13 protein-coding genes are annotated in these 14,622 nt (G+C 38.0%); 6 read left to right on the forward strand and 7 right to left on the reverse strand.

Annotation, left to right across the window (positions count from 1 at the left end):
* Positions 1-259: 259 nt before the first annotated feature.
* Positions 260-3,052: a DNA polymerase I gene (polA, locus tag FVA69_RS01490; protein WP_164528292.1), complete on the forward strand. Its 2,793-nt coding sequence runs from the start codon at positions 260-262 to the stop codon at positions 3,050-3,052.
* A gap of 497 nt (positions 3,053-3,549) precedes the next feature.
* On the opposite strand, the gene yihA is transcribed toward polA, so the two are convergent.
* Complete coding sequence (yihA, locus tag FVA69_RS01495; RefSeq protein ID WP_004265967.1) at positions 3,550-4,161, reverse strand: ribosome biogenesis GTP-binding protein YihA/YsxC; 612 nt, start codon at positions 4,159-4,161, stop codon at positions 3,550-3,552.
* Positions 4,162-4,484: 323 nt separating this feature from the next.
* Here yihA and ppiA point away from each other — a divergent pair, with 323 nt between their 5' ends.
* The 3 genes from ppiA (at position 4,485) to FVA69_RS01510 (ending at position 7,408) form a co-directional block, all read left to right on the forward strand.
* Positions 4,485-5,057, forward strand: coding sequence for a peptidylprolyl isomerase A (ppiA, locus tag FVA69_RS01500; protein WP_004265959.1), 573 nt, complete (start codon positions 4,485-4,487; stop codon positions 5,055-5,057).
* Positions 5,058-5,488: 431 nt separating this feature from the next.
* Positions 5,489-6,064 (forward strand): aminodeoxychorismate synthase component II, encoded by a 576-nt coding sequence (locus tag FVA69_RS01505; protein ID WP_164528293.1) that lies wholly within the window; start codon positions 5,489-5,491, stop codon positions 6,062-6,064.
* Positions 6,065-6,193: 129 nt separating this feature from the next.
* A complete protein-coding gene (locus FVA69_RS01510) occupies positions 6,194-7,408 on the forward strand; it encodes an aspartate aminotransferase family protein (protein ID WP_164528294.1) in 1,215 nt (404 codons plus the stop codon).
* 56 nt (positions 7,409-7,464) lie between these two features.
* Here FVA69_RS01510 and FVA69_RS01515 read toward each other — a convergent pair whose 3' ends face one another.
* From FVA69_RS01515 to crp, 3 genes are all read right to left on the reverse strand, one after another.
* Complete coding sequence (locus FVA69_RS01515; RefSeq protein ID WP_164528295.1) at positions 7,465-8,841, reverse strand: hypothetical protein; 1,377 nt, start codon at positions 8,839-8,841, stop codon at positions 7,465-7,467.
* A 167-nt stretch (positions 8,842-9,008) separates the two neighbouring features.
* Positions 9,009-9,986 carry a hypothetical protein gene (locus FVA69_RS01520; RefSeq protein WP_164528296.1) on the reverse strand — a complete coding sequence of 326 codons (978 nt, stop codon included), beginning with the start codon at positions 9,984-9,986 and terminating at the stop codon, positions 9,009-9,011.
* 139 nt (positions 9,987-10,125) lie between these two features.
* Positions 10,126-10,758 carry a cAMP-activated global transcriptional regulator CRP gene (gene crp / locus FVA69_RS01525; RefSeq protein ID WP_004262556.1) on the reverse strand — a complete coding sequence of 211 codons (633 nt, stop codon included), beginning with the start codon at positions 10,756-10,758 and terminating at the stop codon, positions 10,126-10,128.
* A gap of 356 nt (positions 10,759-11,114) precedes the next feature.
* On the opposite strand from crp, the gene FVA69_RS01530 reads away from it, so the two are divergent.
* The gene (locus FVA69_RS01530; protein ID WP_164528297.1) at positions 11,115-11,516 is read left to right on the forward strand and encodes an OsmC family protein; all 402 of its coding nucleotides are present in this window, start codon (positions 11,115-11,117) and stop codon (positions 11,514-11,516) included.
* A gap of 90 nt (positions 11,517-11,606) precedes the next feature.
* Here FVA69_RS01530 and FVA69_RS01535 read toward each other — a convergent pair whose 3' ends face one another.
* The 3 genes from FVA69_RS01535 to FVA69_RS01545 all read right to left on the reverse strand — a co-directional run bounded on the left by FVA69_RS01535 (position 11,607) and on the right by FVA69_RS01545 (position 13,852).
* Positions 11,607-12,476: a phosphoribulokinase gene (locus FVA69_RS01535; RefSeq protein WP_110731455.1), complete on the reverse strand. Its 870-nt coding sequence runs from the start codon at positions 12,474-12,476 to the stop codon at positions 11,607-11,609.
* A gap of 177 nt (positions 12,477-12,653) precedes the next feature.
* Positions 12,654-12,872 (reverse strand): YheU family protein, encoded by a 219-nt coding sequence (locus tag FVA69_RS01540; protein ID WP_004262551.1) that lies wholly within the window; start codon positions 12,870-12,872, stop codon positions 12,654-12,656.
* The gene (locus FVA69_RS01545) at positions 12,869-13,852 is read right to left on the reverse strand and encodes a hydrolase (protein WP_004265945.1); all 984 of its coding nucleotides are present in this window, start codon (positions 13,850-13,852) and stop codon (positions 12,869-12,871) included. Before FVA69_RS01545 ends, FVA69_RS01540 begins: the two co-directional genes overlap by 4 nt.
* A 101-nt stretch (positions 13,853-13,953) precedes the next feature.
* Here FVA69_RS01545 and FVA69_RS01550 point away from each other — a divergent pair, with 101 nt between their 5' ends.
* Positions 13,954-14,559 (forward strand): LysE family translocator, encoded by a 606-nt coding sequence (locus tag FVA69_RS01550; RefSeq protein ID WP_004265943.1) that lies wholly within the window; start codon positions 13,954-13,956, stop codon positions 14,557-14,559.
* Positions 14,560-14,622: the final 63 nt, after the last annotated feature.

Here is a 14,622-nt window from a genome sequence, read left to right on the forward strand (position 1 = left end):
TTGAATTTACTGAGTAACACAAATTTACACACAAGGTTATCCACAGGATGTTAATCAGGTATTTAGTACATTGGTGTGATTAATTTAATTGTAAATAATAATTTTAACTAATCGTAATAAATAATGTATTTGAAATCGTGAATGATTTGATGTGCTTTTAACAATGCGATTAAGCGGAATATAAAACTTGGGATGTATCTGAGGCGACATTATGGCATCCTATTAGTATTCGTTCCTGACTAAAAGATGATGACAGATTATGGCTCAGATTGCAGAAAACCCCCTTATTTTGGTTGATGGTTCCTCTTACCTATACCGTGCTTATCATGCATTCCCTCCACTGACCAATAGTGCTGGTGAGCCTACAGGGGCAATGTATGGCGTGCTTAATATGCTACGCAGTTTAATTATGCAGTATAAACCTAGCCATGTAGCGGTTGTCTTTGATGCGAAGGGAAAAACATTTCGTGATGAATTGTTCGAAAGCTATAAGTCTCATCGCCCACCTATGCCTGATGACTTGCGCGCTCAAATCGCTCCATTGCATGAAATGGTGGAAGCGATGGGGTTACCTTTACTTGTTGTTTCAGGGGTGGAAGCCGATGACGTCATCGGGACATTAGCTTGTGAAGCAAGCCGAAAAGGTATGCCAGTGTTAATCAGTACGGGCGATAAAGATATGGCGCAATTAGTTGAGCCTAATATTACGCTCATCAATACCATGAATAATACTATTCTAGGGCCTGATGAAGTCAAAGAAAAATACGGTGTGCCTCCTGAGCTTATTATCGACTTTTTAGCCTTAATGGGGGATTCGTCAGATAACATTCCTGGCGTGCCTGGTGTTGGTGAAAAAACAGCACTAGCCTTACTGCAAGGCATTGGTAGCTTAGAAGCAATTTATAATGACCTTGAAGCTATCGCTCCATTAGGTTTTAGAGGCTCTAAAACCTTAGCCCCTAAAATGGCTGAAAACCGTGATGTTGCTTTTTTATCATATCAATTAGCGACAATTAAAACGGATGTTGAGCTGGAAAAAACCTGTGAAGAATTACAAGTTGTTCAGCCAGATGTGGATAAACTACATCAATTATTCAGCCGTTATGAATTTAAACGTTGGTTAACGGATGTTGAAAATGGGACTTGGATGGAGGGGAAAGGCACAAGTACAAAAGTGAGCCCAACGCCAGCAACGTCAGCTGCCAAGCCATCAATCCCAACAGCACCAACATTGAGTGCTGAAAATTACCAAACGATTTTAGAAAAAGCGGATTTAGAGCGCTGGGTTGAAAAACTGAGCAAGGCATCGTTATTTGCTTTTGATACTGAAACCGATAGCTTAGATACCCAAGAAGCCCGTTTAGTGGGCATGTCATTTGCAATTGAGCCAGGGCATGCCGCTTATTTGCCATTAGGTCACGATTACCTTGATGCGCCAGTACAACTCCCTCTGGAAGAGGTTTTGGAAGTTATGAAACCTTTGCTTGAGAGTGAAAAAATTCTCAAAATTGGCCAGAACTTGAAATATGATGCAGAAGTTCTTGAAAACTACGGCATTGAATTAAAAGGTATTGGCTATGACACCATGCTGGAATCGTATGTGTTAAATAGTGTTGCGGGAATGGGGCGCCATGATATGGACAGCTTGGCCGATCGCCATTTGAACCACAAAACTGTGAGCTTTGAAGAAATCGCGGGTAAAGGTAAAAAACAGCTGACATTTAATCAAATCGCCTTAGAAGAAGCAGCTAATTATGCCGCGGAAGATGCGGATGTCACGTTATTACTGCACCAAGCGTTATACCCACAATTAGAAGCTGAGCCAACGCTTAATCATATTTTCCAAAATATTGAAATGCCACTTGTGCCTGTGTTAGTCCGCATGGAACGCAAAGGTGTTTTAATTGACGCAAACGTACTTGCAGCGCAGTCAAAGGTGATTACCGCTCGTTTAGCTGAGCTGGAAAAAGAGGCTTTCGAGCTTGCAGGGGAAGAGTTTAACCTCGCTTCGCCAAAACAATTGCAAACTATCTTATTCGAAAAATTGCAATTGCCGGTGATAAAGAAAACACCAAGTGGGGCAGCGTCGACTAATGAAGAAGTGCTTGAGGAATTGGCGCTGAATCATGCATTGCCAAAATTGTTGCTCGAGCACCGTAGTTTAGCCAAATTAAAATCCACGTATACGGATAAACTGCCGCTAATGATTAACTCGCGTACTCAGCGCGTTCATACTTCTTACCACCAAGCCGTCACAGCAACAGGGCGTTTGTCTTCTCGAGATCCTAACTTACAAAATATCCCTGTTAGAACTGAAGAGGGGCGCCGGATCCGCCAAGCCTTTATTGCTCGTGATGGCTATAAAGTGATGGCGGCGGATTACTCGCAAATTGAATTGCGTATTATGGCGCATTTATCCCAAGATAAAGGCCTATTAACTGCGTTTGCGGAAGGGAAAGATATCCATAAAGCAACAGCCGCTGAAGTCTTTGGTGTACCACTGGAACAAGTCACTAGTGACCAACGCCGTAGTGCCAAAGCGATTAACTTCGGGCTTATCTATGGCATGAGTGCGTTTGGTTTAGCGCGTCAATTAGGGATCCCTCGTGGTGAGGCGCAGCGCTATATGGATCTTTACTTTGAACGTTACCCTGGTGTATTACGTTATATGGAAAACACACGCTTGCAGGCGTCTGAGCAAGGTTATGTAGAGACCCTCGAAGGTCGCCGTTTATATCTGGCAGATATTAAGTCCAGTAATGGGATGCGCCGTAAAGCCGCGGAACGCGAAGCGATCAACGCACCAATGCAAGGAACTGCAGCGGATATCATTAAAAAAGCCATGATTGCTGTTGATAATTGGTTGCAAACCGAAAAGCCACATGCAGATATGCTAATGCAAGTTCATGATGAATTGGTTTTTGAAGTGAAAGAATCTGAGTTAGAGCGTGTCCAAGCTCAGGTCCAATTGTTAATGGAACAAAGCATGAAATTGGATGTACCATTAAAAGTGGATGTGGGGATAGGCGATAACTGGGATGAAGCCCATTAATTTTTAACAATATTGAATCTACAAAACCTCCAATACGTTATTGGGGGTTTTTTTATGTTTAAGCGAATACATAACAGATAATTATGCATTTGAAATTATTAACTAGAAATTTAATATAATTCTGTAATAAATCAATTATTTCATGATGAAATTTGAGGATATGATTAACATTTTTATGCGACATATATCTCATAAATATGTAATTAAAATCCGTTTTTTGTCTTATTTCATTCGTATTATCATGCTGAATCGTAGACAGCTTTGAAAAAAAATTACAAAAAGGCTTTTTTTCGAGCGAAAAATAAAGTACATTAATAGGTGTAGGGTACAGAGGTAAGATGTTCTATCTTTCAGACCTTTTACTTCACGTAATCGGATTTAGCTGAATATTAGCTGCTCCAGTCAAGTATTTGACTGGAGCATTTTTTTATCTAAAATTCAGTGAATTAGAAGGTATGAGGGTGTAATGAACCATTTCTGGCTCACTACTAAAGAAATCAAGCCGGTGTGTTATACCAACTATCTAGCTTAATGCGGAGTTTATCGACACCAATCTTTTTCAGTGCTGAAAAGTATTCGACTTCAATATCCCCTTCAAGTGGAGCAAGTGCTTGACGCACTTCTATTAACTGTTTCTTTCTTGCTCCAGAAGCCAATTTGTCTGCTTTAGTGAGTAAAACCAGAACTGGCACATTCATTGCGACAGACCACTCAATCATTTGCATATCGAGGTCTTTTAATGGATGACGGATATCCATTAATACAACAAGCCCCTTAATGCATTCGCGTTTTTGGAGATATTCCCCGAGTGCTTGTTGCCACTTACGTTTCATTTCTTCAGGAACTTCGGCATAACCATAACCTGGAAGGTCAACAAGGCGAACGCCTTCCTCAACTTCAAATAGGTTGATTAGCTGAGTTCTTCCTGGTGTTTTACTGGTGCGTGCTAAGCTTTTTTGCTGTGTTAATGCGTTTAACGCACTGGATTTCCCCGCATTAGAACGGCCAGCAAAAGCCACCTCAATTCCGGTATCTTTAGGTAGATGACGGATATCGGGTGCACTGATGACAAATTTTGCCATCTGGTAGTTATGATTTTTAATTGCCATTTGTCTTTCTCCCTGAGTTAGCCTCAAAAGGCTCGAGGATTATAGCTTTGCTTAGCGCTTCCCGACAACTCGAAATATCCTCTTAACCGCTTTTCCCTTGGTGTCAGGTATTATTTTTTGTGTGTTGTAGTCTGCGAAATTGTAATAATAGAAAAATAACCATTATTAATGACGTTTTTCACTAAAATTGGTCTAGAATTTAGCGCATTTGGTGTGTTTTTATTTTTTGGCGTAAATATAGGTAAATCTTCAGCATTCTTGTTGGCTTCACTCTAGAATTGCTTGATTGCAGTTGTAATGAGCTATAACGAAAGGGACCTTACATGTTAAAACGAATTTTTGTGCCACTTTTGGCCATCTGCGCAATGAGCGCATCTTCTCTTGCATTATCTGCGGGTGAGACTTATGTTAAATTAGTCACGTCGGCGGGTGATATCGAATTAGAACTGAATAGTAAAAAAGCCCCTGTTACGACAGAAAATTTCGTTCAGTATGTTAATGAAGGTTATTACAACGGAACCACTTTCCACCGTGTAATCCCAGGTTTTATGATTCAAGGTGGTGGCTTTAATAAAGATTTACAGCAAAAACAAACCCGCGCTCCAATCAAAAATGAAGCGGATAACGGTTTACGTAATTTACGCGGTACTATTTCTATGGCGCGTACTGCAAATAAAGACAGCGCAACGAGCCAATTCTTTATTAATGTTGCTGATAACGCTTTCTTAGACCACGGCCAACGTGACTTTGGTTATGCTGTGTTTGGTAAAGTGGTAAAAGGGATGGATGTTGCAGATAAAATCTCTAAAGTAAAAACGGAAAACGTAGGGCCATATCAAAATGTCCCAGTTGAACCGGTTACAATTATTTCTGCTGAAGTGATTAAAAAACCGTAGTGATTAAAAACGATAGTCATTAAAAGCTGTCGTGTCGAATACTGTGGGTAGGTTGTTTTAACGTGCCCACTTTTCTTAAAAAACGCTTTTCCTTCCTCTTTGAGTTTTTCTTCATTAACTATGTTAGTTAAAATGTGTCAGTGCTTGCTACTTTTTAACAGCCTTTTATTTCATTGTATTTAAAGTAATTCTTAACCGAAATACAGCTTTGTTATAGGGATGTAAATATAATTCCATGATTTTTATATGGAAATTTTCTCTGAGAAAAAACAATCATTGACTTAAATAGGCTATTTTCCTGCTTTGGCTGTGCTATGATAGCCGCCCTTATTATTTTTATGGTGTTTTAATCATCGTTCTGATTGCCAACACGATAAAAACATGCATAAGAAAATAATATATAATGATAAAAATCAGTCGGATAGGCTAATATGCTTCTACTTATTGATAATTACGATTCATTTACTTACAACTTATACCAATACTTTTGTGAGTTAGGGGCTGAAGTTGTAGTAAAACGTAATGATGAAATTACCATCGAAGAAATTGAACAGCTTTCGCCTACACATCTTGTGATTTCACCTGGGCCATGTACACCGGATGAGGCTGGCATCTCCCTTGAGGCGATAAAATATTTTGCAGGTAAACTGCCCATTTTAGGCATTTGCTTAGGGCATCAAGCGATTGGGCAAGCATTTGGTGCATCAGTCGTCAAAGCACGAGAAGTTATGCACGGTAAAACCTCTGCTATCCACCATAATCATCAAGGTGTATTCAAAGGCTTAAATCGTCCCTTAACAGTGACACGCTATCACTCGTTAGTGATTGCAGCAGAGACACTCCCTGTTTCTTTTGATGTATCCGCATGGTCACTGAATAATGGCGATGTTGATGAAATCATGGCAATACGGCACAAAACCTTGCCTATAGAAGGTGTTCAGTTCCATCCTGAAAGTATTCTGAGTGAACAAGGCCATGAATTACTAAACAATTTTCTAAAATATTAATTTAGCAATCGTATTCAGAAAAAATTAATTATGCATATTATGCCCTTTGCTATTGCTCTTTTTTGATTTTTTATTCATATTTAATGCTTATATTTTCATAATTGCATTAAATAAGAGCAGGTGAGGGGTATGTCTGAGCAACCAATAGTAAATCGGCAAACTTTTGATCAAGTTATGTTACCTATTTTTTCGCCAGCGGAATTTATTCCAGTTAAAGGCGAAGGTAGCCGCGTTTGGGATCAGCAAGGTAAAGAATATATTGATTTTGCTGGTGGGATCGCTGTTCTTGCTTTGGGGCATTGCCACCCTAGTTTGGTGGCTGCGGTGCGTGAACAAAGCGAAAAGCTATGGCATGTCAGTAATATTTTCACTAACGAGCAGGCGCTAAAGTTAGCACAAAAGCTCACGAATGCGACATTTGCTGACCGCGCATTTTTTGTGAATTCCGGCTCAGAAGCTAACGAAGCTGCGTTTAAATTAGCACGCCGCTACGCTATTACTAAATACAGCCCCTATAAAACTAAGATTATCGCTTTCAAACAAGCTTTCCACGGACGCACATTATTTACTGTTTCGGTCGGTGGGCAAGCAAAATATGCGGATGGTTTTGGGCCAAAACCTGCGGATATTATTCATGTGCCATTTAATGACCTTGATGCTGTCAAAGCGGTCATTGATGAAAATACCTGCGCAGTTGTTCTTGAGCCAGTACAAGGTGAAGGTGGCGTCACCGCAGCAACAGCGAAATTTCTGCAAGGAGTTCGTAAGCTGTGTGATGAAAATAATGCCTTGTTGATTTTTGATGAAGTACAAAGCGGTATGGGCCGTACAGGTAAATTATTTTCTTATATGCATTACAATATTGTGCCTGATATTTTAACCACGGCAAAAGCATTGGGTGGCGGTTTCCCTATTAGTGCAATGATCACCACTGAAGAAGTGGCAAAAACCATGGAAGTGGGTGCGCACGGTACCACCTATGGTGGCAATCCCTTAGCGTGTGCAGTTGGTAATGCGGCGTTTGATATTATTAATACTGAGGAAGTATTAAATGGTGTCGAAAAGCGTCGTGAATTATTTGTCGCTCATTTAAATAAACTGAATGATAAATATCACATTTTCTCTGAGATCAGAGGAATGGGGTTATTAATTGGCGCTGAATTAGATGGCAAACTATTGGATCGCTCGAAAGATATCCTGCAAGCCAGTGCAGTAGAAGGTCTGATGATGCTCAATGCCGGCACCAATGTTTTACGTTTTACGCCTTCACTGATTATTTCCGAGGAAGAAATTAATAGCGGCATGGCGAAATTAGAAACGGCGATTGGTAAGTTATTGAATTAGTGGTTTATTGAAAAGTTGCAGAGGCATTTCTGTCTCTGCAACTTGTATCGTTAATATTACGTTCTATTTCGGCCAGATATTTTTATTGTATTTTTCGCTTTTAATTCTATTTGTTTTTGTTGCAATTGTTCTGGTGTGCTGGATATGGTGATGCCAGCAGCCAGACATTGACTGTTATGGGAATGTGAATAATTCACAACTGTTTTTTTCTGCATTAAACTACGATTGTTCTGTGTATTTTTTGCCGTGACGTTCTCTTTACTATCTATTGTTTTTTGTTTAATTTCACTTGGCTGCTTGACGATAGTTTCTTCATTTGTAGATAAATCATCTAGAGGTACGTCAGTAAGAGTTATTGTATTTAGAATGTATTCGTGTGACCTATGATGGAATTTATCAAGCAGAGTGAAATAGTTATTGCTTAACTCCTCTAGCGAGTTTTTTAATTCTCTATTTTCGAGTCTTAGTGTTTTAACTAATGACGAATCTTCCATTTCATTGGTTTCGGGCTTCGCTAAAAAAGTTAATTCGTCATCAAAATCAAAGTTATGGTCCTCATCATGATAAATAGGGGTACCATCTTCATCACAGATAATTAAATTTTTTTTAATTATTGACTCTTCTGGGGTTACGCTGTTTTTTTCTTCCATTAATTTTTTCGATATTTGACTTTTTTTGGGGTTAATGGATTTTTTATTATAGTTATTTAACGTTATATTATGAATTTTGTTTTTAATATCATCTAATTCTTTAATTAATAAATTTTTAATGATTAATTGTAAATTAATTAATGATTTTAAATTTTCATTTTGGTCTTCCACCCCAAATGTATTTTCTATCTCTTTATATGATGACTCTAATATTTCATGTTTTTTTTCAAGATAATAAATCCCTCTTATTTTTGACTCGTTTTTTATCTCTAATTTTAATTTGTATATATCATTTTTTAATTGTTCTTTAGTTTCAATTAATTCTATATTTTTAATATGGTATGTGTAATGGTCTATTAGGTCATTCTGTTCTTTAATTATTTTATTGTTGACTAATTCTTCTACATAGGGCTTGTCTATTTTTAATGCGTTACTTATTTTTCTATTAATTTCATCTTTAGTGTTTTTTACTGTTGGGGATATTTCAAACGACTTTTTAAGTAGTTCATTTTCTAATGATATTATTTTATTTTGATTTAATTCGACTTTTAATCGTGAGTTATTCTCATTTTTTTTGGTTTCTATTTTTTTTAACTCTAAGTAAAACTTTGAATCCATATTTACTTTGTTTTTTTTGTTAAAACTAAATAAATGAATGAAATTATTCAATCTAGTATTACGTATTTTCTTAATTATTGGGAAATAATTTTCCGCTATTTCTAATGCTATGTTTTTTTTAAAGATGGGATTGCTTACATTTCTATTGATGGTGTCTATGTGCATGAGAGATCCTTAATTATCAATTAATGCTATTTTGGGTTGTTTTTAGGTTAGTTAATATAATAAATCGATGTTTATGATTATTTATTTACATGTGTGTGATATTTGTGTTTGGATTTGTTCTAGCCAATGCAAATATTTTAATTGATTGAATAATAAGTCGATTTTACTTATTTTATTATTGGTGACTTGTAAAGTGCTAGTAATTGAGAGTTAGTCTTCATTTGGGCGTCTATTTCAGCGATTATTTTTATATGGTTATTCATTTCTTGGGTAAATTGGTATTCTTTTTCTATTATTTTTAATAAATCAGAACTATTAACTAAAATTTTATTTTTTGCTAAGTTATCTTTGCTAAGGCTGGTTTTCTGTGTGGTAATTTTACTCGATAAATTATAATGTTCTTTTATTCGTTGTGCTCTTAGTAATGATGACTTTGTTTGCGGTATATTTCCCTTGAACTCAAAAGTGGTTTTTGGCAAAGAGGTGATTCTTTGATTAGGCCGATTTTCTTCACAAATTTTGTAATGTATATAAACTAATTTCTTATTAAATTTGCTTTCTGTTTTATATTTTATACCCACGGAAGGTAGTGTGATATGACGAATAGACTCTTGAATGATTTGTTTTTTTAAAGGAAGCATTGAACCATTTTTATTAGTTAGAGGTTTAGGTAATACAAATTTTTTTATAATCTCTTTTTTTTCTTGTAGACTTTTATTGTTAATGCCAGGGATTCTAATATCGCGATATAAAAAATCAGCATATTCAGCATTTTTTTTGGGGAGTTCTTTGTATTGGTCAAGAATAACTCTATTTTCTTTTATTAATGAGTCTGTACTTTGCTCAGAAAGAAAAGTAGATGAATATTTTCCGTATAGCTTAATTTTCAATTGATTGACTTTTTCGTAAAATTCACCAGTGCTTAAACACTTAATATTATTGGTTTCTTCTAAGTCGCTCTCATAGGCGGAATCAATACTCTCAGTGCTACAGGTACGAGTTGGTTTTAGCTGGTTATTCGTATCAAGTGGACTTTTTTTCAGTGAAGAGGTAATCGTAAAAATTTTTTTGATGAAATCATCGGAATTAATGATTTTTTTGAAAATCGTCGGATTACCCGATAAATAGCCTAATGTAATGGTCATAAATATTTCCCTAATTAATAAGATAATAATTATTATTCTATAAGGGGAAGTGATAAAGAGAATATAAAGAAGCGATTTTATTAGAATTTAATATGATAAATAAATAGCCCAGCCAAAGGTGGCCAGGCTGAAAGGTTAATTAACGAGTACCGTAAACAACAATGGTTTTACCATGTGCAGAGATCAGGTTTTGGTCTTCTAACATTTTTAGAATACGGCCGACTGTTTCACGGGAACAACCCACGATTTGGCCTATTTCCTGACGAGTAATTTTGATTTGCATACCGTCTGGGTGTGTCATTGCATCAGGTTGTTTAGCTAAGTTTAATAGCGTTTGAGCAATACGGCCTGTAACGTCTAAGAATGCGAGGTTACCGACTTTCTCAGATGTTGTTTGTAAGCGACTAGCCATTTGCGCAGAAAGGCGCATTAAAATATCAGGGTTTACCTGAATTAATTGACGGAATTTTTTGTAAGAAATTTCAGCAACTTCGCAGGCTATTTTGGCTCTAACCCACGCAGTACGTTCTTGCCCTTCTTCAAATAACCCAAGCTCACCAATGAAATCCCCCTGATTCAGGTAAGAGAGGATCATTTCTTTGCCTTCTTCATCTTTAATTAAAACAGCCACCGAACCTTTAACGATATAGTAAAGGGTTTCTGCTTTCTCACCCTGATGGATAAGAGTGCTCTTGGATGGATATTTATGAATATGGCAGTGTGACAAAAACCATTCAAGAGTAGGGTCTGTTTGTGGCTTGCCGAGAACCATTAGCGTTATCCTCTGTATGTTATTGCAGCCATTCAGAAAAACATACTAGAAAGGCTGGCTTTAAAGTCACTAGCTTAGCATATTAATTTGCCTTATATACCTTTAAATAATCTAACAGCTGATTGCTTCAGCGTTTTTGATTGCTTTGGGTAACGCAAATTGATATCAACACTATAATATGATCAATTAAACCGTTGAGTTTTGATCTTAATCCTATCAACTAAGTATTGTTTGTAGCATATCCAATAAAGAAAGTCTTCCCTGTATCGCTTCAGCCAAATAAAGTTGATATAACATTCATTGTATCTATGGAACAATGTAGCCTTTAAACCGATTTCATTTCAAGGGGAAATATAATGGAAGCAAGAGTTAAGTGGGTTGAAGGACTTTCTTTTCTAGGGGAGTCTGCGTCTGGGCACCAAGTGATGATGGACGGCAATGCAGGTGATAACGCCCCAAGCCCAATGGAAATGGTGCTAATGGCTGCGGGTGGTTGCAGCGCGATTGATGTCGTTTCGATTCTACAAAAGGGCCGCTATGATATTACGGATTGTGAGGTGAAATTAACCTCACAGCGTCGCGAAGAAGCCCCTCGTTATTTTGTGAAAATCCATTTACATTTTATTGTAACAGGGAATGAATTAACGGAAAAAGCGGTCGAACGAGCCGTTCAACTTTCTGCTGAAAAATATTGTTCAGTCGCATTGATGTTAGAGAAAACCGTTGAAGTCACACACAGCTTTGAAATAAAAAACTAAAAATAAATTTAATTTTTATTGGTATATTTGAATTAAAAGATGCTTACCTTAATTAATGATAAGCATCTTATTTATTAATCAAAAAATAATTTAATTGTTGTCCTTTTGATTAATTAGTTTTTCGACTATTGGCGCCATAATTAATTCCATGGCTAAACCTAGTTTTCCTCCGGGGACGACAATTGTATTCATTGCAGAAATGAAAGAGCCAGATATCATTGATAGCAAATAGGGGAAATCAATTTGCTCTAGCCCACGAAAGCGGATCACAATAAAGCTTTCATCTTGTGATGGAATAGCTTTAGCCGAAAATGGGTTAGAGGTGTCTACCGTTGGAACGCGTTGAAAATTGATGTGAGTGCGAGAAAATTGTGGCGTGATGTAATTAATATAGTCGCCCATAGAACGCACGACAGAGTCCATAACGGCTTCACGGGAGTGCCCTCGCTCTGTCGTATCACGGATTAATTTTTGGATCCATTCTAGGTTGACTATAGGGACAACACCGACAAGTAAATCAACATGTTGTGCGACATTATGTTCCGGTGTGACAACACCGCCATGTAGCCCCTCATAAAACAAAATATCCGTTTTATCTGGCAGCGGTTCCCAAGGGGTAAATGTCCCGGGCTGCAAGCCATAAGGTACCGCTTCATCATAAGTATGTAGATATTTACGGGATTGCCCACAACCCGTTTTTGCATAGTCAACTAAGGTTTGTTCAAGCAAAGCAAAATCATTCGCTTCGGGGCCAAAGTAACTGATGTGCCGGCCTTGTTCTCTGGCTTTACGGATAGCCATATCCATTTCAGGGCGTGTATAGCGGTGAAAACTATCCCCTTCTAATGTTGCAGGCTGGATATTTAATTGGTGAAAAACTTTACGAAATGCTTGGCTAGTTGACGTTGTGCCAGCACCGCTCGAACCGGTGATAGCAATAATTGGGTGCTTTTTGGACATCGTGGACTCCCTGTGCTGCGCTTATAAGCACTATTTTAATCAATAGTGCATGAAGCGGATTAACGGGTGTTAGGGTTGTGAGCCTTATTTGATGGTTTTACGACATGATTATGTTGGAAAACACGCAACTTTTTTATGACAAAAGATGACGTAAAAATGAACCATGGAATAAAAACATCATACAGAAAAACTTCCCTTAGGCATGAAATTAACCGATTCATGCAATTCAGACCAGACTAGCACAATTTCGCCAGAAACTAACTGCCGTTTCACATCGTTAACCTTATCTTGCAGGCTTTTTTCATGGGAGCCGTAGTCGGTTCCCTCACGCAATACGTAGCTCTCAATCAGGTTTTCCAATGTTTCAGGCTCAAGTTCTTGCCAAGGAATAATCACATTATTTCCTTATCTAAATAAGGGGTTAGCCATTGAGGAATACGGCTTTCTAACCACATTTGCGGTTTTCTGAATGTACCGCTCACAAAGCCGACGTGCCCGCCATGTTCTGTCATTTGGTATTCCACATTGTGGGGTAAAAATGATAAATCAGGAACAACTTCAGGCGCCATAAATGGGTCATCTTTGGCGTGAATAATTAACGTTGGTTTAGTGATATAAGCTAACTTGGGTAATGCACTGCATTTTTGATAATAATCTGTCGCATCATCAAATCCATGAATACGAGCAGTAATCACATCATCAAACTCACGGATCCGCTTAAGCTGCTTCAATTGTAAGAGGTTTAAGGGTAATGAGCCTGGATAACGGACTAATTTCCGGGTGGCATTGCGTTTCAAGCCATTTAGTAAGTAACGTTGATAGAACTGAGAGATGCCTTTTTCCATGCGTAAAGAGCAGGCTTCTAACATCAAAGGAGCTGAAACAACAACACCCGCATCGACATCTGCATTTTGACCGCTTTCAGCTAAATAGCAGGCTAACATATTGCCACCAAGAGAATAACCAACTGCGGCGGTTGGCGCATCACCATAGGTTTGTTTCAACCAGCGGAGAAAATAGCGAGCATCACTGGTTTCACCTGAATGGTAAATTCGCTGTTGGCGATTGGGTTCACCACTACAACCGCGAAAATGCATAATCACACCCAACCAACCATGTTTTTGGGCAGTTTCTAGCATTCCGTGAGCGTAAGGGCTTTTAAAATTACCTTCTAGACCATGGAAAATCACTAATCGTGGCTTATGCGCTGCTAGCTCGGGTTTTTCACTCCAAGCGAGATCGATAAAATCGCCATCAGGCAATTCAAGCCGTTGCCATATAGGTTTGATTTTCGGTGTTCTACGGAAAATCCTTGGCAGTAATGTTTGGAGGTGTGGATTTTTAGCCCAACTTATTGGACGAAAGTTTTCTGACATAGCCTTATTTTTATTTAATGGAGACTCTTGTGAGTCACATAACATACTGTTATTTTTTTGTGATGCAAGTAAACAAATTTGAGTTTGAGGCTAAATTATAAATGACACTGGGGCTGATTTTTTCTCTTTTTACGTTTTTATTCATTGCAGCAGTCACACCCGGCCCTAACAATATGTTGCTAACGTCAAGTGCAGCAAACTACGGTTTTCGCCATACGATTACATTATGCCTTGGTATTATGTTAGGCATGCAGTCCATACTTTATCTTTCTGCATTCGGTATTGCTGCACTTTTATTGCTCTATCCTGCGATTCATATCGCCTTAAAAGTCGCCGGAAGCATCTACCTGTTATGGCTCGCATGGAAAACAGCGACGGCAAATTATGCACCACTGAAGACGAATAGCGAAGTTGCGAAAAGCGTGACTTGGTATCAAGGTGGCTTATTGCAGTTTTTAAACCCGAAAGCATGGATGATGGGTTTGGGAGCCGTAGGGGGATTTAGCTTACCCGGTGAGTTATTTACTCAATCTATTTTAATGATGAGTATCGCATTTGTGGTGGTTAACTTAGTGGCGGGTTTAATCTGGATGGGGTTTGGTTCATTAATCAGCCTATTTTTGCGTAGCCGCCGTGCTTGGTTTATTTTTAACTGGGTAATGGGGATTTTAACGGCTTTGTGCGTTCCCCTGATTTGGTTGGAATGATTTTCTGATAAAAGTGCAGTTTATATGACTCATCAAAAAGCAGCCCATGGGCTGCTTTTTACA

The sequence above is a fragment of the Providencia sp. PROV004 genome (assembly GCF_011045615.1).
GTDB classification, from domain to species: Bacteria; Pseudomonadota; Gammaproteobacteria; order Enterobacterales; family Enterobacteriaceae; genus Providencia; species Providencia rettgeri.